This is a genomic window from Massilia agrisoli, assembly GCF_020831365.1.
GTDB classification, from domain to species: Bacteria; Pseudomonadota; Gammaproteobacteria; order Burkholderiales; family Burkholderiaceae_D; genus Telluria_A; species Telluria_A agrisoli.
This window is the reverse complement of record NZ_JAJHPV010000004.1, coordinates 1-19,153: the sequence shown is the minus strand read 5'-3', so window position 1 is coordinate 19,153 and position 19,153 is coordinate 1. Positions and strand designations below refer to the sequence as shown.

The following is a 19,153-nucleotide window of genomic DNA, read 5'->3' as shown; positions in this document are numbered from 1 at the left end:
ACATTATTTCGGATCGACCTGGAGCCAGAACGTGACCGGGCCGTCATTGGTCAGCGATACCTGCATGTCGGCGCCGAAACGGCCGGTTTCCACAACAGGATGGCGCTTGCGGGCTGAAGCAACAAAGTGGTCGAACAGCCGGCGCCCGTCTTCGGGACTGGCCGCCGGGGTGAACGACGGCCGCGTACCCGACTTGGTATCGGCAGCCAGGGTGAACTGGGGAACCAGCAGCAGCCCCCCTTCCACATCGGTCACGCTGCGGTTCATCTTGCCCGCGTCGTCAGCAAACACCCTGTATCCAAGCAACTTGGCCAGCAGGGCGTCCGCCTCACGCTCGCTATCTCCCCGTTGCGCGCAGACCAGCACCATCAGGCCAGGCCCGATGGCGCCGACGACCTCGCCGCCGACGGCAACGCTGGCCTGGGTGACGCGCTGGAGCAGACCGATCATGCGCTGAGGGTGACGCGCGCGAACTTGCGCTTGCCGACCTGCAGCACGAAGGTACCGGCTTCCAGCTTCAGCGCCTTGTCGGCGACCACCGCGCCGTCGATGCGCACACCGCCCTGGTCAACCATGCGCATCGCTTCCGAGGTGGAGGCGCACAGCCCGGCCTGCTTGAGCAGGTGGGCCACGCCAAGTGGCGCACCGGAAACGGCGACATCCTGCACGTCATCCGGAATGCCGCCCTTGGAACGGTTGACGAAGTCGGCCAGCGCCTCCTCGGCCGCCTGCGCCGAATGGAAGCGCGTGACGATTTCCTGCGCCAGCGCCACCTTGGCGTCGCGCGGGTTGCGGCCGCCTTCGACTTCGGACTTCAGCTGGGCAATGTCGGCAATCGAGCGGAACGACAGCAGGTCGAAATAACGCCACATCATGACGTCGGAAATGCTCATCAGTTTGCCGAACATCGTATTGGCAGGCTCGGTAATGCCGATATAGTTGTTCTTGGACTTGGACATCTTCTCGACGCCGTCCAGGCCCTCCAGCAGCGGCATCGTCAAGATGCACTGCGGCTCTTGCCCGTAGTCCTTCTGCAGCTCGCGGCCCACCAGCAAGTTAAATTTCTGGTCTGTTCCACCTAGCTCAAGGTCTGCCTTCAAAGCCACGGAATCGTAGCCCTGCATCAAAGGATAGAGGAACTCATGGATCGAAATGGGAGTCCCACTCTTGAAGCGCTTGGTAAAGTCGTCGCGCTCCATCATGCGCGCCACCGTGTAGCGGGACGACAGTTCGATCATGCCGCGCGCGCCCAGCGGGTCGCACCACTCCGAGTTGTAGCGGATTTCGGTGCGCGAGGCGTCCAGCACCAGCGACGCCTGGCGGAAGTAGGTTTTGGCGTTTTCCTCGATCTGCTCGCGCGTCAGCGGCGGACGGGTGGCATTGCGGCCCGACGGGTCGCCGATCATCGACGTAAAGTCGCCGATCAAAAAGATGACCTGGTGGCCCAGGTCCTGCAGCTGGCGCAGCTTGTTCAGCACCACGGTGTGGCCCAGGTGCAGGTCGGGAGCAGTCGGGTCCAGGCCCAGCTTGATGCGCAGCGGCTGGCCGGTTTTTTCGGAACGCGCCAGTTTTTGCGCAAATTCGCTCTCGATCAGCAATTCCTCGACGCCGCGTTTGGTAATGGCGAGCGCTTCCAGGACGGAATCTGTCAGCGGCAGGGGGGCGGAACCATGCACGGCGGCAGCGGTCTTGGGTGTTACGGAAGGGTTCGTCATATTATCAAAAGAGTAATTGTCCTACATTCCGTGAGAGATTCGTCCTACAACTTCGATTTGTTTGATATAATCCTCGATCCCATCAATCTTGCTGACCGAAAACATCTCACAGTTAATAAAAACAAAAAGTTGTAGCCTTACGGATGTTCAAGCAGCAAATTTTAACTGATTGCATGAACCCTACAAACAAAATCACAGGCAAAAGCTGGACCGGCCTGCTAGGCACCACGCGAAAGGCGCGCATTCTGAGCGCGTCCGCGATCTTCCTGGCAGTTTGTGCTTTCGGCGCCGCAGGTGTCGCGCCGATTGCACCGGACGCGTCCGACATTCCCCAAGTTTCAATCGCCCAAGATCTCGAGTTGCCGAACCTGGCAGACCAGATCGCGGCCCTCCAGGATGACGAACAGCAGTTCGCCCAGGAAGAGCGCGTTCGCGCCGGCGACACCCTCGCCGCGCTGCTGACCCGTCTTGGTGTAGACGACGCCGAAGCCGTCCAGTTCATCAAATCCAACAAACTGGCCCGTGGCGTCATGCAGCTCAAGAGCGGCAAGCGCGTGCAGGCCCGCACCGGCGAAAACGGTCAGCTGCTGTGGCTGCGCACGACCGTGGTCGACAGCCGCGACCTGCCAATCAAGAACATCACCATTTCGCGCGACGGCGAACGCTTCAAGGCCGAAGAAAGCCAGGTACAGCTCGAGCGCCGCGTTGAAATGCGCGCCCGTGAAATCACCTCGTCGCTGTATGCGGCAACCGATTCGAACTCGGACGGCAGCAAGCTGCCTGACGCCATCGTTGCCCAGATCATTGAAATGTTCTCCACCAACATCGACTTCCGCTCGGACCTGAAGCGCGGCGACCGTTTCAACGTTGTGTACGAGACTTTCTGGCAAGACGGCGTGATGGTGCGCGCAGGCCGTATCCTGGCGGGCGAGTTCACCAACCGCGGCGTCACCTACCAGTCGGTATGGTTCGAAGATCCGCACAGCAAGCAGGGCGGCGGCTACTACAGCCTGGACGGCAAGTCGCTGAAAAAAGCCTTCCTCAAGTCGCCACTGGCGTTCTCGCGTATTTCGTCCGGCTTCTCGATGCGTTCGCACCCGATTTCGGGCGTCTGGAAGGCGCACAAGGGCGTCGACTATGCAGCAGCGACCGGCACCCCGATCCGCGCGGTGGGCGACGGCGTCATCGACTTCGCCGGCGTCAAGGGCGGCTACGGCAACTTCGTGCAGATCAAACACTGGGCCAGCTACTCGACCGCCTATGCCCACATGAGCCGCTTCGCGCCAGGCATCCGCCGCGGCAGCAAGGTCAGCCAGGGCGACGTCATCGGCTACGTCGGCTCGACCGGCTGGTCCACCGGCGCCCACCTGCACTTCGAATTCCGCGTCAACAACGAAGCACGCGACCCGCGCAAGGTTGCCCTGGTCCAGCAAGCTCCGCTGAACGCAGCGGAAATGGCCCGCTTCCGCATGGCCGCCGCCGACATGTCGCACCGCTTCGCGCTGCTGCGTCCGGCAGGTGCCGGCACCGCGATGGCAGCCCGCTAAGCCGCCCTTGCCCTGAACCGCTAAAAACCTTCCCTCGGGAAGGTTTTTTTACGACTGAACTTTCCCCGATCGCGCATAATCACACCATGACGACATCTTCCCACCTTTATATTGGCCTCATGTCCGGCACCAGCATGGACGGCGTCGACGGTGTGCTGGCCGACTTCGCCGATGGCAAGATCACCACCATCAAGGCCGCCTTTACCAGCTTTCCTCCTGCCCTGCGCAGCGAACTGATGGCCTTGCAGGCCAACAGCGACAATGAGATCGAGCGCGAAGCCGTGGCCGCGAACCAGCTGGCGTTCTGCTACGCGGACTGCGTCGCCGCCCTGCTGCCGGACGCGCCCGGCCCGGTGGCAGCGGTTGCCGTACATGGCCAGACCATCCGCCACCGCCCCGAACTCGGCTTTACGCGCCAGACCAATAACCCGGCGCTGCTGGCGGAAATCACCGGCATCGACGTGATTGCCGATTTCCGCAGCCGCGACATCGCGGCCGGCGGCCAGGGGGCGCCGCTGGTGCCCGCCTTCCACCAGGCACAGTTTGGCCAGCCCGGGCAGACCCGGGTGGTGGTCAACATCGGCGGCATCGGCAACATCAGCGTGCTGCGCGCGGACGGCCGCGTGAGCGGTTTCGACACCGGTCCGGGCAACGTGCTGATGGATGCGTGGATTGGCCGCCACCTGGGCAAGGAATACGACGCCGACGGCGCCTGGGCCGCCACCGGCACGGTCAACCAGCTGCTGCTCGGCATCCTGCTGGAGGAACCCTATTTTGCCCAGCCGGCGCCGAAAAGCACCGGCCGCGACCTGTTCCATGCCGACTGGCTGGACGCCCGCCTGGCGCAATGCCCGGCCATGCCGCCGGAAGACGTACAGGCGACCCTGACCGCGCTGACGGCGCAGACGATCGCGCACGCGATCAGCAACGAAACGGCGGAAGTCGATGCGGTGTATGTATGCGGAGGCGGGGCGTACAACGGCACGCTGCTGCGCGATCTGGCGGCGGCGCTGGGAGGGAAAACGCGGGTGGAATCGACGGCGGTGCTGGGCGTGGCGCCCAACCGGGTGGAAGCGCTGGCGTTTGCCTGGCTGGGCTACCGCTTCACGCAGCGCGAAGCGGGCAACCTGGCGGCGGTGACGGGAGCAAAGGGCCCCAGGATCCTGGGCGCCCTCTACCCCGCTTGAAGCTTAAACCGAGAACGAGGAGCCGCAGCCGCAGGTGGAACTTGCGGTTGGGTTCTTGATGACGAACTGGGCGCCTTCGAGGTCGTCCTTGTAATCGATCTCGGCGCCGACCAGGTACTGGTAGCTCATCGAATCGATCAGCAGCTGGACGCCGTTCTTGACCATCGTGGTGTCATCTTCGTTAACGATTTCGTCAAAGGTAAAGCCATACTGGAAGCCCGAGCACCCGCCGCCCTGCACGAACACGCGCAGTTTCAGGTCGGGATTGCCCTCTTCTTCGATCAGTTGCGCGACCTTTTCAGCGGCGCTGTCAGTAAAGTTGATCGGCGCGGGGATCGCGTCCAGGTTTTCGACGACTGCATTCATGGGGAACTCCTACTTGGGGAACAATTTCGATCATTATAGTCCGTTGGCGTCCCTCACGCTTCAGAGAGTTCAGCTGTTGCCAAATGGAACACTGGCTCACCCGTCTGCATGTGCGTCAACTGCCCGGTCACCATGGCGCCGCCATGCATTTCGAGGGTTTTGTAATGGACATCCCCTACTATGCGGGCTTTCGGCTGTAATTCAAGCATTTCGCACGAATAAACCGGGCCGGCGATATAGCCGTTGACGATTAAGTTGCCACATCGCACCTCGCCCTCGATGCGCGCGTGCTCGGACACCACCAGCATGCTGTCGGCGCCCTCGGCGGCGATCACGCTGCCGTGCACTTCGCCATCGATGCGCAGCCCGCCCGTAAAGCAGAGGTCTCCCTCGATACGGGCGGAAATGCCAACCAGACTATCAATTTCGCTTTTAGCGTTGCGACCGAACATGATGGGCCCCTTGTAAATTCGACCAGACGTCTGGCTAATTTACCGTGCTCAACCATAGTCGCGTTGATCTACATCGTCCTGAAGCAATGCATACGGTTTATAGCATTACGGCAACAGTGCGATCTGTTGCAGGCCGGTCGTCTCAGGCAGGCCGAACATCAGGTTCATGCACTGGACAGCCTGGCCGGAGGCGCCCTTGACCAGGTTGTCCTGCACCACCAGGATCACCAGCATGTTGCCCGGCGCGCCATCCTGCTCAGGACGGTGCAGGGCCAGGCGCAACATGTTCGAACCACGCGTCGAGCGGGTCTCAGGGTGCGAGCCGAACGGCATCACATCGACGAAGTCGGAGTTCCTGTAGGCGTCCTCGAACAAAGCCTGCAGGGCCGCGTTGTCGATCTCCCTGGTCAGGCGCGCATACAAGGTCGCGTGCATGCCTCGGATCATCGGCACCAGGTGGGGCGTGAACACCAGGCCGACCTTCTGGTCAGTGAAACGCTGCAACTGAGCAACGGTTTCCGGCGTGTGGCGGTGGCCGGACACGCCGTAGGCCTTGAAGTTATCGCTCGACTCCGAGAACAGCGTGCCGATCTCGGCTTTCCGGCCCGCGCCCGACACGCCCGATTTGGCGTCGGCGATCAGCGAGCCTGCGTCGATGACGCCGGCCTTGAGCAGCGGCACGAAGCCCAGCTGCATGGTGGTCGGATAGCAACCGGGATTCGCGATCAGGCGCGCCGACTTCACCGCCTCGCGGTTCAGTTCAGGCAGGCCGTAGACGGCCTCTTCCAGCAACTGCGGCGCGGTATGGGGAATTTTGTACCACTGTTCGAAAGACGACTGGTTCTTCAGGCGGAAATCGGCGGCCAGGTCGATGACCTTGACGCCGGCGGCCAGCAGCTCGGGCGCCTGCGCCATGGCCACGCCATGCGGGGTAGCGAAGAACACCACGTCGCACTGTTTCAGGTCGACCTTGTCAGGGGCCGAGAACGCCAGGTCGACGCGGCCGCGCAGGGACGGGAACATATCGGCCACGGGCAAGCCATCTTCCTTACGTGAAGTAATCGCCGTCAGCCTCACATCCGGATGGACGGCCAGCAAGCGCAGCAACTCCACACCCGTGTAACCGGTACCGCCGACGATGCCAACTTTGATCATGTTCTTTCCTTCGTGAAATGGTTGGGCAAAGCCCGATAAGGTAACAATTTTAACAGCCTCCCCAAAACCTCGCCGCGCCGACCAAGCCGCAAAGATGGAACGTTTCCGAATTCGGGGTCAGACCGGGTCACGCTGACCACCGGCTTTTGGGTGGAACGTTTCCAAATTCGGGGTCAGACCACCGGTTTTTTGGAATATTCCAAAAAACCGGTGGTCTGACCCCGAATTTGGCAACACCAATGGGGGCCAGAAAAGCAAAAAGCCGCGGGCTTTGCAGCCGGCGGCTTTCCGGTAGCAGCGCCAGGGCGCTGCCAGGAAACGAATTAACGCTTCGAGAATTGCTTTGCGCGACGTGCTTTGCGCAGACCAACTTTTTTACGCTCGACTTCACGTGCGTCACGGGTTACGAAGCCTGCACGAGCCAGGTCTGGCTTCAGTGCTGCGTCGTAGTCGATCAGCGCACGGGTGATGCCGTGACGAACCGCGCCAGCCTGGCCGGATTCGCCGCCGCCGTGGACGTTAACCTTGATGTCGAAACGCTCGACGTTGCCGGTCAGTTCCAGTGGCTGGCGAATGACCATCAGGCCGGTTTCGCGCGAGAAGTATTCCGACGCTGGCTTGCCGTTGACGATGATTTGGCCAGTGCCAACCTTGATGAACACGCGAGCGACTGCACTCTTGCGACGGCCGGTGCCGTAATTGTAGTTACCGATCATGTCAGCTCCTTAGAGAACGAGTGCTTTAGGTTGCTGGGCCGCGTGCGGGTGGGAACCTTCCGCGTACACTTTGAGCTTCTTGATCATTGCGTAGCCGAGCGGGCCCTTAGGCAGCATGCCCTTGACCGCTTTTTCGAGAGCACGGCCTGGGAAACGCTGTTGCATTTTCAGGAAGTTGGTCTCGTAGATGCCGCCTGGGTAGCCACTGTGACGGTAGTACGTCTTTTCAGTTGCCTTGGTGCCGGTCACGCGCAGTTTGCCTGCGTTGATGACGACGATGAAATCGCCGGTGTCGACGTGAGGAGTGAATTCTGGCTTATGTTTGCCGCGCAGTCGGCGTGCCACTTCGCTGGCAACACGTCCGAGGACCAAGTCCGTCGCGTCAACCACGAACCAATCGCGCTGGACTTCGTGTCCTTTAGCGGAAAAAGTTTTCATGATGACTTCCTAATGTTTAAATCGCTCAAATGGTGGTTCCGCCTTCGCAACCAGCGGACTCTGCCTTATTTACTTTTCCTGAGCAAACGGAAAGCCGACAATCATAACGTACCGGGCCTTGCCGCGTCAAGGTCCAGCTGGGATCGCTGTCTCATGCAGGCACAGGCTGGCCAGCCGCAGTTCGTGCCGGACATCCGGCGCTTCGTGGCAAACAACCGGCGTTCCATGCCAAACGGGTTGACTGGGGGAACGTTGCGAAATTAGTATGGCCGAGTACCTTTTTAGGAGTCCTTGTGAAATTCAGCGCCTGCCTTGCCGTCGTGTTATTCCCGCTCCTCGTGCTGCCTGCCGTTGCCGGCGCCGCGCCGCCCTCCCAGGCCGGACGCACCTGCCACCTGCCCGGATCGGAAGATCCCCTGCGCTGCCTGAAGGTCAAGGTGCCGCTCGACTACGCCGCACCTGGCCGCACCATCGACATCCACGTCACCCTGGCGCCGGCCTTCCGTGAATCGGCCCGCCCCGATCCGCTGTTCATCCTTGCCGGCGGCCCCGGCCAGGCCGGCAGCGACCTGCTGCCTTTCCTCGACCACGTGTTCCGCCGCGTGCGCGCCACCCGTGACATCGTCTTCATCGACCAGCGCGGCACCGGCCTGTCCGGCAAGCTCGATTGCGCCAGCAAGCCGGAACACGAAGTGATGACCGACGACCAGCTCGACATCGTGGCGGCTCAGTGCATCGGCAGCTTTGGCAAAGACCTCGCCGCCTATTCGACCGCCAATGCGGCGCGCGACATCGAGATGGTGCGCAAGGCGGTCGGCTACGGCAAGATCAACCTGTGGGGCGGCTCCTACGGTACCCGCCTTGGACAGGAATACGCGCGCGCCTTCCCCGCCCAGGTACGGTCGCTGGTCCTCGACGGCGTGGCCGCGCCCGACCAGATCATCCCGGCCGGCGGCGTCGACGGCAAAGCTGCCCTCGAAGGCCTGTTCAGCGCCTGTGCGCGCGACAGCGCGTGCAGCAAAGCCTTCCCTTCCCTGCGCACCGAATACGACGCGCTGGTCGCGCGCCTGGGCACTGCGCCGGCCGACGTGTCGCTCGCCAATCCGCGCACCACCTTGCCGCTGCGCGAGCAGATGACGCGGGCGCGCTTCCTGTCGACCGTCCACAGCGTGCTGTATTCGCCGATGGACAGCCGCCGCCTGCCGTACATGATCCACAGCGCCTACCAGGGCCGCTGGGAGCCGTTCGTGGCGCGCCGGAACGCGAACGGCGATTTCGCCACCGACGGCCCGATCTCCCCGGGCCTGTACATGGCGGTGGTGTGCGCCGAAGACTACGCGCGCCTGACGCCGCAGATGGCGGCCGAAGACGCGCGCGCCTCGCTGCTGGCAGCGGCCATCGTCAAGCGCATGGAGGGCACCTGCAAGGCCGCCGGCGTGCCGCCGGTGCCGTGGCGCGCGCCTTCGCGCATCGACGCGCCGGTGCTGATGCTGTCGGGCGCGCTCGACCCGGTCACGCCGCCGCGCCGCGCCGACGCCGCCGGCAAGCACATGGCGCGCGCCCAGCATGTGGTGGTCACGCATGCGGGCCACGGCATTTCGCAGCTCGGCTGCGGCCCACGCCTGCTGCGCACCTTCCTCGACAACCCGGCGCAAAAGCTCGACGCCAAATGCCTGTCCGAGATCCCCGCTCCAACCTTCCAGGTCGGCAGCGCCGGACCGCATCCTTAACATCCGAGGCACATATGATTGAAGCAAACGACGTCCGAAAACAATTCGGCACGGTGCAGGCTCTCGGCGGGGTGTCGTTCACCGCGCGCGACGGCCAGATCACCGCGCTGCTGGGCCCCAACGGGGCCGGCAAAACCACCTTGCTGCGCCTGCTGGTCGGCCTGCTCGAACGCGACCACGGCAGCATCGCGGTGGGCGGCATCGACCCTGCCGTCGACCCGATGACGGTACGCCAGAACATCGGCTTCCTGACCGACCAGTTCGGCCTGTACGAGCGCCTCACCACGCGCGAATACCTGACCTATTTCGGTGAGCTCAACGGCATGGGCGGCGCCGGACTGCGCCAGCGGATCGACGAGGTAACAGACCTGCTGTCGCTGCAAGACATCCTGCTGCGCCAGACCAAAGGCTTCTCGCAGGGCCAGCGCATCAAGGTCGCGATGGCGCGCACCTTGCTGCACCGCCCGCGCCACCTGCTGCTCGACGAGCCTAGCCGCGGTCTCGACGTGATGAGCACGCGCGCGCTGCGCAATGCGCTCAACGTGTTGCGCGCGGAAGGCTGCTGCGTGCTGATGGCCACCCACGTGATGCAGGAAGTGACCCACCTGTGCGACGACGTGATCGTCATCGCCAAAGGCCACACCGTGGCGCAGGGTTCGCCCGATGAACTGTGCCGGCGCACCGGCATTGCCAACCTCGAAGATGCATTTGTCAGCCTGGTCGGCGAAGAAGGGATCGCAGCATGAAGTCGAAATTGATGGTCGTGTTCAAAAAAGAGTTCCGCGAGACCTTGCGCGATCGCCGCTCCCTGGTGCTGCTGGCCCTGTTCACCCTGATGTATCCGCTGATGCTCGGCTACATGCTCAACAAGCAGATCGAGCGCGCCACCCAGCCCGAACGCGAAGGCATGGAGCTGGCCGTGATCGGCGCCGCGCAGGCCCCGAACCTGATGGCGCAGTTCAAGCAGAAGAACGTCACCGTCACGGAAGTCGACGCGATGGGTGAAGAAGCCATCGGCGAACTGCTTAAGTCGCGCAAGGTCGTGGCGGTGCTGCGCATCGACGACAAGTTCACCGAGAACTACCAGGCGATGCGTCCGGCACAGGTGGAGCTGTGGTTCGATTCGGCGATCGACCACGGGCCGCGCGTGCGCGACGTCGAGGCGGTGCTCAACGCCTACAGCATGGACATCGCCAGCGCGCGCCTGCTCGCACATGGGGTCTCGCCGGTGACGATGGCGCCGGTCAAAGTGCAGCGCTACGACACCGGCGGCACCGCTGGCCGCTCGGGCGTGATCGGCGCGATGATCGGCTTCCTGTTCTTCCCGGCTTTCGCCTGCTGCCTGTCGGCGGCGGTCGACAGTACCGCCGGCGAACGCGAACGGCGTTCGATGGAAGTGCTGATGGCGCAGCCGCTGCGCACTTGGGAACTGATCGGCGGCAAATGGCTCGCGGCCGGGATCCTGTCGGTGGTCGCCATTACGCTGGAACTGGCGCTGGCGCACGGCATCCTCAGCTGGCTGCCGCTCGAAGAAGTGGGCACCTCGTGGCGGGTGACGTCGGCTGACCTGGCGTTGATCTGCCTTGCATCGGTGCCCCTGTCGATGCTGGCCGCGTCGGTCCACATTGCGATGGCGATGAACGCCAAATCGTTCAAGGAGGCCCAGACCACGGCCAGCGTCGCGATGCTGGTGCCAATGATCCCTGGCGTGGTGGTATCGATGATGGAACTGAAAACGGCGGCCTGGATGTACGCCGTGCCGATGCTGTCGAACCAGACCTTGCTGGGCGAAGTGGCCAAGGGCCAGGACATCGGCGCCATGCCCTACCTGCTGACCTTCTTCAGTTCGATGGTGCCGGCGCTGGCGGGCGTGGCCTTCGCCAGTTGGCGGCTGCGCAGCGAACGTTACGTACTGGCGGTATAGTCACGTTTTAAACGGAGGCAGCAATGGATGTAAAAGTCAGCTGGAACGGCCCGTCGGGCATGAGTTTTCGGGCCGAGACCGGGTCGGGCCATATGGTGTCGATGGACGGCGCGCCGGAAGGCGGCGGCCATAACCTGGCGCCGCGCCCGATGGAGATGGTGTTGCTGGGTACCGGCGGCTGCACCGCCTACGATGTCGTGCTGATTTTAAAGCGCGGGCGCGAACAGGTCGAAGGCTGCGAAGTCACCCTGCGCGCCGAGCGCGCCGAGACCGACCCCAAGGTCTTCACGCGCATCCATTTCCACTTTGTGGTGACCGGCAAAAACCTGAAGCACTCGGCGGTCGAGCGCGCGATCAACCTGTCTCATGACAAGTACTGCTCGGCCTCGATCATGCTCGCCAAGACCGCCACCTTCACCCACTCGTTCGACATCGTCGACACGGGTGCGCAGGCGGCCGGGTAAATCAGCTGTAGTAAACCAGCCGTAATAAATCAGATGTAGTAGGCGGTGGTGGTCATGACCTTGGCCATCGCCGTCATGCCTGCCCTGACCGCCAGCGGCGTCTCGGCCGCGCCCATTGCCTGGGCTGCCGCGCCGTGCGCGATTTCGTCGGCGCGCATCTGTTCGACGATGGCGCGCGATTTTGAATCCTGCACCGGCAGCTGGTCGAGATGGCTGTTCAGGTGGGCCTCGACCTGGCGCTCGGTTTCAACCACGAAGCCAAGGCTGCGCGCGTCGCCAAGATGGGCCGCTACGGCACCGATGGTGTACGCGCCGGCGTACCACAGCGGATTGAGCAGGCTGGGTTGCGAACCGAGTTCCGACAGGCGCTGCGCGGTCCAGGCCAGGTGGTCTTCTTCCTCGCGGCCGGCCTGTTCGAACTGTTGCCGCATCTGCGGGTTCTTGGCGAAGCGCGCCTGCGAGTCGTACAGCGCCTGCGCGCATACTTCCCCCACATGGTTCACCCGCATCAGCCCCGCGCTGTGGCGCTGCTCGCGCTCGTCGAGCGCGGCGTCGGCCGCATGGGCCGCCGGGTTCGGGCGCGACGAGGTGGCGACGCCGCCGATCACGCGCAGCGCCTTGTCGACGTTGACGATCAGGCTATCGAGGGGATTGAGTGAACGCTGGGATGGCATGGCGGTGTCCAGTAATGCTGTCAAAAACGCCATTATAAAACGTCGCGCGGCGCCGGCGCGCCCGCCTCGGCCGGTTTCTGCCGTTCGATCCAGTCCAGCACCGGCCCGGCGATGTCGATCCCCGAGATTTTTTTTGCCACCGACAGGTTCAGCGACAGCAGGAACGGCACGCTGTCGACCGGCACATCCGGGCAGTGCGCGGCGAACGCGGGCAGGAAGCGCTTCGACTCGAGCACCGGGATCACCTTGGCGCCGCTCATGAACTGCAGCACGCTGGTGATCGTATGGCCCTTGCCGATCGATTGATAGATAAAGCGGTTGAATTCGCGGTCAACCTGTTTGAAGTCGATCGCTTCGTCGGTCATCAGCGCGGCCAGGTAGTACAGCCCCAGCGCGGTGCGGAAGAAGTCGGTCGATTCGACCATGGCCTGGCCGCTTCGCATGACCGCCAGAACGTTTTCTTTGGTAGCTGTATCCATAGGGACATTATCCACATTTTCTGATGGATTAGGACAGTTCCCCGGCGCCTGACCGAACTAAATGCCATGCCCGGAAGTCCAATATAACAAGCGCATCCGCGCGGCGAGATGACTGAGGCACGCCATGGCGACTACTCTCACGTACCGGCCAAGCCGCCGGCATTTCCTGACGGTGAGCACCGCCGCCATCGGCGGGGTTGGCCTGGTGACAACCGCAATCCCCTTCATGGCGTCGATGTCGCCCAGCGAACGGGCGCGCGCAGCGGGGGCGCCGGTAGAGGCCGACATCGCCAGCATCCGCCCCGGCGCACTGGTGACGGTGGAATGGCGCGGGCGCCCGGTGTGGATACTGCACCGCACCGAGCAACAGATCGCCTCGCTTGGCGGGCATGATGCCGAGCTGGTCGATCCCGGCTCCAGGGTGCGCCAGCAGCCCGCGTACACGGCCAATCCTACCCGTTCGCTCAAGCCCGAGTTCCTGGTGCTGACCGCCATCTGCACCCACCTAGGCTGCATTCCCAGCTACCGGCCCGAGCCAGGGGCGGCCGATCTGGGCGACGACTGGCCAGGCGGCTTCTATTGCCCGTGCCACGGATCGAAGTTCGACCTCGCGGGACGGGTGTTCCGCAACGTCCCCGCGCCGACCAACATGGAAGTTCCGCCGCACTCCTTCCGCGGCGCCGGCACGCTGCTGATCGGCGTCGATCCCGACGACGCCCTGCCCTGACTCTTTCCCCTGTTCATTACCCACGTTCCGGCGCATGACGGGGAACGCCGCGCCCTGTCGCCCTGTTCCCGGAAAACTGCACTCTGTTCCAATCAAATTGCCGTGTATCGCAAGGAGTGGCCATAGCGCTCCTAAATTTAATACAATGCAACTATCATAAAAGTGTAACCGTTGCATTTTTGCTTACGTATGGTTACAGACCTGGAGTCAGCATGGAATTACGCATCCGCAATTTGTCCAAGACCTACGCCAATGGCGTGGTGGCGCTGGACAAGGTCACCCTGAACATCCCCACCGGGATGTTCGGCCTGCTCGGCCCGAATGGCGCCGGCAAGTCGACCTTGATGCGTATCCTCGCCACCTTGCAGGAATGCGACTCCGGCTCGGTCTTCCTCGACGATATCGACGTGCTGGACGAACAGGACGAGGTGCGCCGCCTGCTGGGCTACCTGCCGCAGGACTTCGGCGTCTACCCGAAAGTGACCGCTTACGAACTGCTCGACCACTTTGCCGTCCTCAAAGGCTTGTCGAACCGCGCGCGCCGCCGCGAGGTGGTCGATGGCCTGCTCCAGCAAACCAACCTGTTCGAAGTGCGCCACCAGCGCCTCGGCGGGTTTTCTGGCGGCATGCGCCAGCGCTTCGGCATCGCCCAGGCGCTGCTGGGCGACCCGCAACTGATCATCGTCGATGAACCGACGGCAGGCCTCGACCCGCAGGAGCGGGTGCGCTTCCATAACCTGCTGTCCGACATCGGCGAAGACAAGACGGTGCTGCTGTCGACCCACATCGTGTCTGACGTCGCCGACCTGTGTTCCAACATGGCCATCATCAACAAGGGCCACGTGCTGCTGTGCGGCGAACCGCAAAAGCTGATCGACGCCATCGACGGCAGGATCTGGGAGCGCTTCGTCACCAAAGCGGAAGTGGCGGCCTTCCAGACCCGCCACGCGGTGATTTCGACCCGCCTGCTGACCGGGCGCACCCTGATCCGCGTGTACGACGAGCGCGACCCGGGCGACGGCTTCATGCCGGCCATCGGCGACCTCGAAGACGTGTACTTCGCCACCATCGCCGGACGCAGTTTCGCGGCCAGCAACTGCTAAGGACAGTTTATGCTGGCAATCGCATTGTTCGAAGCGCGGCAGCGGCTCAAGCTGCTGTCGACCTGGGTCTACTTCGGCATGTTCTTCGCCCTGGCGATGCTGTGGATGGCCGCCGCGGGCGGCGTGTTCAAGGAGGCGGTCGTCACCTTCGGCGGCAAGGTCCTGATCAACGCGCCGCGCTCGATCGACCTGACGGTCGCCTTCCTGGGCTGCCTTGGCGTGGTGGTGGTCGCTGCCATCGCCGGCCGCTCGGTGCAGCAGGACTTCGAGTACGACATGCACCACTTCTTCTTCAGCGCGCCGATCAGGAAGGCCGACTACGTATTCGGGCGCTTCCTCGGCGCCTACATCACGATGGCGATCGTCTTCTCCAGCATCGTGCTCGGCGCCTGGCTGGGCACCTGGATACCGGGCATTGAGCCGGACCGGCTGGGGCCATCCAATGCCCTGATGTACCTGCGGCCCTTCGCTTTCACGCTGCTGCCCAACCTGTTCATTTTCGGTTCGATCTTCTTCGTGCTGGCCGCGCTGACGCGCCGCATGATGCCGGTGTATGTGGCCAGCGTGGTGATGATGATCGGCTATATCGTGGCGCCGCAGCTGGCGCGCGACCTCGATTACAAGACACTGGCCGCGCTGATCGACCCGTTCGGCACGACGGCGCTGATCCGGGTGACGGAATACTGGACCATCGCCGAACGCAATGTACGCACCATTCCCTTCGGCGGGGTCTACCTGACCAACCGCCTGATCTGGTCGGGCTTCGGGCTGGTGGTGCTGTTGCTTGGCTACTGGCGCTTCCACTTCATCAGCGCCGCCGACAGCGGCGCCGCGCGCCGGCCCGACAGCGAACTGCCGCTGCCGCTGTCACAGACCGCCGCCGACACGCGTGAAAAGCCCGATTTCGCCAACCGCAGCCTGGCGCTGCTGCTGGCGCGCTCCGCCTGGCTGAATTTCCGCGAGTCGGTCAAGAACATCTACTTCGCCGTCATCGCGCTGGCCGCGGTGCTGGCGGTGTTTGCCAGCTCGCTCAACCTGGGCGCGATCTACGGCACCAACACCTATCCGGTGACCTACCAGGTGCTGGAGATGATCAGCGAGACCTTCGCGCTGTTCATGCTGGTGGTGACCACTTTCTACGCGGGCGAACTGGTGTGGCGCGAGCGCGAGGCCCGCATGGCGCCGATGCTCGACGTGATGCCGGTACCGACCTGGGTGCGCATGCTGGCCAAGGTGTTCGCGCTGGTTGGCCTGCAGGCGCTGATGCTGTTCGTGCTGATGCTGTGCGGCCTGCTGATCCAGATCTTCAACGGCTACTTCATGTTCGAGCTGGGCCTGTACGTCAAGACCCTGTTCCTGATCCAGCTGCCGCAGTACGCGCTGATCGCGGTGCTGGCGATCGCCCTGCAGGTGCTGTTCAACCACAAGTACGTCGCCTACTTCGCGATGATCCTGTACTACGTGGCGACGATCACCTTCGACACGCTGGGCCTGGACCATCCGATGCTGTTGTACGGCACCTCGCCCGACTTCGTGTACTCGGCGATGAACGGCTTCGGCCACTACCTGGCGCGCGAGCGCTGGTTCCAGCTGTACTGGGGCGGCGCGGCGCTGCTGCTGCTGGTGCTGACCCTGGTGTTCTGGCCGCGCGGCTGCAACGATGAACTGGGCAGCCGCATGAGACTGGCGCGCCGCAACCTGAGCGGTCCGGTGCTGGCCAGTTTCGCCCTTGGCCTGGTCATTTTCGCCGGCACGGGCTCATTCCTGTACTTCAACCTGCACATCGCCAACGACTTCCACACTGCCTGGCAGGACGAGCAGCAGCGCGCCGAATACGAGCAGCGCTACAAGCCGCTGGCCGCGCTGGCGCAGCCGCGCGTGACCAGCGTCGACCTGAAGGTCGACATCATGCCCGAGCAGCGCAGCCTGTCGGTGCGCGGCGCCTACCAGCTGGAAAACCGTTCGGGCCGGCCGGTTACCGACATCATGGTCAACCAGGACCGCCGCGCGGCCATGCAGCTGCGCTTCAGCCAGCCGGCGCGCCGGGTCATCGCGGACCGCGCGCGCGGCCTCTACGTCTACAAGCTGGCCACGCCGCTGGCGCCGGGCGCGCGCATCGCCATGGCGTTCGACGTCGCCTACGCGCCAAAAGGCATCCTCGGCATGGGGCTCGACACGCCGGTGGTCGGCAACGGCACCTTCTTCAACAAGGACGCGCTGCCGTCCATCGGCTACCTGCGCTCGGCGGAGCTGGAAGATGCGCGCGACCGCAAGCGCCATGGCCTGCCGCCGCGCGAACGGATGCTGGCGCGCGACGACCCGCAGGGCCGCGCCAACAACTACATCAGCTCGGACGGCGACTGGATCAATTTCAACGCCGTGGTCAGCACCAGCCCGGACCAGGTCGCGATCGCGCCGGGCACCCTCGAGAAGGAATGGCTGGACAAGGGCCGCCGCTACTTCCACTACAAGATGGACAAGCCGATCCTGAACTTCTACGCGTTCCAGTCGGCGCGCTACGAAGTGCGGCACGACCGCTGGCGCGACGTCACCATCGACATCTACTACCACCCGGCGCACGACTTCAACCTCGACCGCATCGTCCGCGGCGTCAAGGCCTCGCTGGAATACTACTCGACCAACTTCAGCCCCTATCAGCACAAGGTGGTGCGGGTGATCGAGTTCCCGCGCTACGCGACGTTTGCGCAGTCCTATCCGGGCACGATCCCGTACTCCGAGAACATCGGCTTTATCGCCAAGGTCGACGACCAGGACCCGAAGGACATCGACTACCCGTTCCACGTCACCGCGCATGAAGTGGCGCACCAGTGGTGGGGCCACCAACTGGTGGGCGCGAACACGCGCGGCGCCACCGTGCTGTCGGAGACGCTGGCCGAGTATTCGGCGCTGATGGTGATGAAGAAGACGATGGGCCCGCACAAGATGCGCCGCTTCCTGCGCTACGACCTTGACCGCTACCTGATGGGACGGGCGCTCGAAAACCGCAAGGAGCTGCCGCTGGCGCAGAACGAAAACCAGGACTACATCCATTACCGCAAGGGCGGGCTGGCGATGTATTTGCTGCAGGACGTGCTGGGCGAGGAAAAGGTCAACCAGGTCCTGCACGGCCTGCTGACCGAGCACGCCTTCCACGGCGCGCCCTACCCTGGCGTGGATGTCCTGGTCACTGCGCTGCGCGGCGTCACTCCTCCGGAATACACCTACCTGATCGACGACCTGTTTGAATCGATCGTCCTGTACGAAAACCGCGCCACCACGGCCACCGCCCAGCGCCGCGCCGACGGCAAGTACGCGGTCACGCTGGCCGCCACCGCGATCAAGATGCGCGCCGGTGAACTGGGCGAGGAAAAGGAAGCGGCCTTGAAGGACGTGATCGAATTCGGCGTCGACGACAAGGACGGCAGGCCGCTGGTGCGCGAGCGCCGCATCGTCGGCAGCCGCGACGTACTCGTGACGCTGATCGTCGACGGCCGTCCGGCAAAGGCCGGCATCGACCCCGACAACAAGCTGATCGACCGCAAGCCATCGGATAATATGATCGAGGTTGAACTGCGCTGATGCGCCGGCCTTACTGGAACGGACGATGAAGCGACTGACACTGATATTCGCCGGCGTGCTGCTGGCAGGCGCCGCGGCCGCAGCCGACAAGGGCCCGACCTGGGGCACCCACGGCATGGCCCTGTTCGGCGGCAAGGAAGCCTTGTACGCATCGCACCTGCCGATGTTCCATGCGCCGCACGACTACCAGGTTGTCCTGCAGGTGCGCATCGCCGACCCGAAGCTGGACGCGGCGCTGCGACAGCGCCTGGACGGCAAGACCGCGCTGTGGACCATCGATCCGGAAAAATTTGAGCTCAACCGGTTGGCGCCGCATGCCGCGGCGGCGGTGCGCGAGTTCAAGGCCGACCTGGTGGACGGCCACTTCGAACGCGGCGGCAAGACGCAATATGCGGGCGCCACGGTGGTGGTCGACAAGGTGCTGGTGTACCGCCAGCTGTCGGCCGATGCGGCCAGGCGCGCCAGCGCGCGCTACGTGCAGCTAGGCAGCGGCAAGCAGCGCTACCTGGTGAAAGAGATCGACAGCCGCCCGGACTTCGACCATATCGTCGCGCTGGAAGCATCGCCTGCCCTTGCTACTGGTGCGGTGGTCGCTGACAAGCAGGCGCTGGACGAAACGCCTGCAGCGGCGCTGGAACGCGCCCTGCCGGGTGCAAAGGTCACGGGAACGGTCTATTTCGATACCGCCGACCTGAAGTAAGGCTTTTCGTAGGGCGGATAAGCAAAGCGCATCCGCCGTTTTAAGCGTCAACGCGACGTCAAAACGGCGGATGCGCTTTGCTTATCCGCCCTTGTATCTTGTTCGAGTTAGTGGTTAGCTACTACTAACTGAGGTGAGGACCAGCTTGGATCCGCCCTGAAGGCTTGACCTTGAAATGTAGATGAAGCCCTTCACCT

General features: G+C 63.5%; 19 protein-coding genes. 10 read left to right on the top strand and 9 right to left on the bottom strand.

The window, feature by feature from the left end:
* Window positions 1–3 precede the first annotated feature (3 nt).
* Window positions 4–450 (bottom strand): D-aminoacyl-tRNA deacylase, encoded by a 447-nt coding sequence (gene dtd, locus LMJ30_RS01455; RefSeq protein ID WP_229430560.1) that lies wholly within the window; start codon window positions 448–450, stop codon window positions 4–6.
* Window positions 447–1,715: a tyrosine--tRNA ligase gene (gene tyrS, locus LMJ30_RS01450; RefSeq protein WP_229430559.1), complete on the bottom strand. Its 1,269-nt coding sequence runs from the start codon at window positions 1,713–1,715 to the stop codon at window positions 447–449. The genes dtd and tyrS overlap by 4 nt, the downstream gene beginning before the upstream one ends.
* 173 nt (window positions 1,716–1,888) lie before the next feature.
* Here tyrS and LMJ30_RS01445 point away from each other — a divergent pair, with 173 nt between their 5' ends.
* Together LMJ30_RS01445 and LMJ30_RS01440 are read left to right on the top strand one after the other, a co-directional pair.
* Window positions 1,889–3,262, top strand: a complete 1,374-nt coding sequence (locus LMJ30_RS01445) for a M23 family metallopeptidase (protein ID WP_229430558.1) — start codon at window positions 1,889–1,891, stop codon at window positions 3,260–3,262.
* A gap of 86 nt (window positions 3,263–3,348) precedes the next feature.
* Window positions 3,349–4,449, top strand: a complete 1,101-nt coding sequence (locus LMJ30_RS01440; RefSeq protein ID WP_229430557.1) for an anhydro-N-acetylmuramic acid kinase — start codon at window positions 3,349–3,351, stop codon at window positions 4,447–4,449.
* Between the two features lie 3 nt (window positions 4,450–4,452).
* On the opposite strand, the gene erpA is transcribed toward LMJ30_RS01440, so the two are convergent.
* The 5 genes from erpA to rplM form a co-directional block, all read right to left on the bottom strand.
* A complete protein-coding gene (erpA, locus tag LMJ30_RS01435) occupies window positions 4,453–4,815 on the bottom strand; it encodes an iron-sulfur cluster insertion protein ErpA (RefSeq protein ID WP_229430556.1) in 363 nt (120 codons plus the stop codon).
* Between the two features lie 53 nt (window positions 4,816–4,868).
* Window positions 4,869–5,267: a bactofilin family protein gene (locus LMJ30_RS01430; RefSeq protein WP_229430555.1), complete on the bottom strand. Its 399-nt coding sequence runs from the start codon at window positions 5,265–5,267 to the stop codon at window positions 4,869–4,871.
* A 105-nt stretch (window positions 5,268–5,372) separates the two neighbouring features.
* Entirely contained in the window at window positions 5,373–6,422 is a 1,050-nt protein-coding gene (argC, locus tag LMJ30_RS01425; protein WP_229430554.1) for an N-acetyl-gamma-glutamyl-phosphate reductase, read from the bottom strand.
* A 323-nt stretch (window positions 6,423–6,745) separates the two neighbouring features.
* Window positions 6,746–7,138 carry a 30S ribosomal protein S9 gene (gene rpsI / locus LMJ30_RS01420; protein ID WP_131428569.1) on the bottom strand — a complete coding sequence of 131 codons (393 nt, stop codon included), beginning with the start codon at window positions 7,136–7,138 and terminating at the stop codon, window positions 6,746–6,748.
* A 9-nt stretch (window positions 7,139–7,147) separates the two neighbouring features.
* Window positions 7,148–7,576, bottom strand: coding sequence for a 50S ribosomal protein L13 (rplM, locus tag LMJ30_RS01415; RefSeq protein WP_219882583.1), 429 nt, complete (start codon window positions 7,574–7,576; stop codon window positions 7,148–7,150).
* A 293-nt stretch (window positions 7,577–7,869) separates the two neighbouring features.
* Between rplM and LMJ30_RS01410 the strand changes: the two genes are divergently transcribed.
* The 4 genes from LMJ30_RS01410 to LMJ30_RS01395 are packed head-to-tail and all read left to right on the top strand — an operon-like array spanning window position 7,870 to window position 11,694.
* Complete coding sequence (locus LMJ30_RS01410; protein WP_229430553.1) at window positions 7,870–9,306, top strand: alpha/beta fold hydrolase; 1,437 nt, start codon at window positions 7,870–7,872, stop codon at window positions 9,304–9,306.
* A gap of 14 nt (window positions 9,307–9,320) precedes the next feature.
* Window positions 9,321–10,052 (top strand): ABC transporter ATP-binding protein, encoded by a 732-nt coding sequence (locus LMJ30_RS01405; RefSeq protein WP_229430552.1) that lies wholly within the window; start codon window positions 9,321–9,323, stop codon window positions 10,050–10,052.
* Entirely contained in the window at window positions 10,049–11,230 is a 1,182-nt protein-coding gene (locus LMJ30_RS01400; RefSeq protein WP_229430551.1) for an ABC transporter permease, read from the top strand. The genes LMJ30_RS01405 and LMJ30_RS01400 overlap by 4 nt, the downstream gene beginning before the upstream one ends.
* A gap of 23 nt (window positions 11,231–11,253) precedes the next feature.
* A complete protein-coding gene (locus LMJ30_RS01395) occupies window positions 11,254–11,694 on the top strand; it encodes an OsmC family protein (protein WP_229430550.1) in 441 nt (146 codons plus the stop codon).
* A gap of 29 nt (window positions 11,695–11,723) precedes the next feature.
* Here the strand turns inward: LMJ30_RS01395 and coq7 are convergent, their stop codons facing one another.
* Window positions 11,724–12,368 (bottom strand): 2-polyprenyl-3-methyl-6-methoxy-1,4-benzoquinone monooxygenase, encoded by a 645-nt coding sequence (coq7, locus tag LMJ30_RS01390; RefSeq protein WP_229430549.1) that lies wholly within the window; start codon window positions 12,366–12,368, stop codon window positions 11,724–11,726.
* Between the two features lie 32 nt (window positions 12,369–12,400).
* On the bottom strand, window positions 12,401–12,847 hold the full coding sequence (locus tag LMJ30_RS01385; RefSeq protein ID WP_229430548.1) for a hypothetical protein: 447 nt from the start codon (window positions 12,845–12,847) through the stop codon (window positions 12,401–12,403).
* A gap of 124 nt (window positions 12,848–12,971) precedes the next feature.
* Here LMJ30_RS01385 and petA point away from each other — a divergent pair, with 124 nt between their 5' ends.
* The 4 genes from petA to LMJ30_RS01365 all read left to right on the top strand — a co-directional run bounded on the left by petA (window position 12,972) and on the right by LMJ30_RS01365 (window position 18,956).
* A complete protein-coding gene (gene petA, locus LMJ30_RS01380; protein WP_229430547.1) occupies window positions 12,972–13,574 on the top strand; it encodes a ubiquinol-cytochrome c reductase iron-sulfur subunit in 603 nt (200 codons plus the stop codon).
* A 212-nt stretch (window positions 13,575–13,786) separates the two neighbouring features.
* Window positions 13,787–14,677 (top strand): ABC transporter ATP-binding protein, encoded by an 891-nt coding sequence (locus tag LMJ30_RS01375; protein ID WP_229430546.1) that lies wholly within the window; start codon window positions 13,787–13,789, stop codon window positions 14,675–14,677.
* 9 nt (window positions 14,678–14,686) lie between these two features.
* Window positions 14,687–18,256: an ABC transporter permease/M1 family aminopeptidase gene (locus LMJ30_RS01370; RefSeq protein WP_229430545.1), complete on the top strand. Its 3,570-nt coding sequence runs from the start codon at window positions 14,687–14,689 to the stop codon at window positions 18,254–18,256.
* 25 nt (window positions 18,257–18,281) lie between these two features.
* The gene (locus LMJ30_RS01365; RefSeq protein ID WP_229430544.1) at window positions 18,282–18,956 is read left to right on the top strand and encodes a hypothetical protein; all 675 of its coding nucleotides are present in this window, start codon (window positions 18,282–18,284) and stop codon (window positions 18,954–18,956) included.
* Window positions 18,957–19,153: the final 197 nt, after the last annotated feature.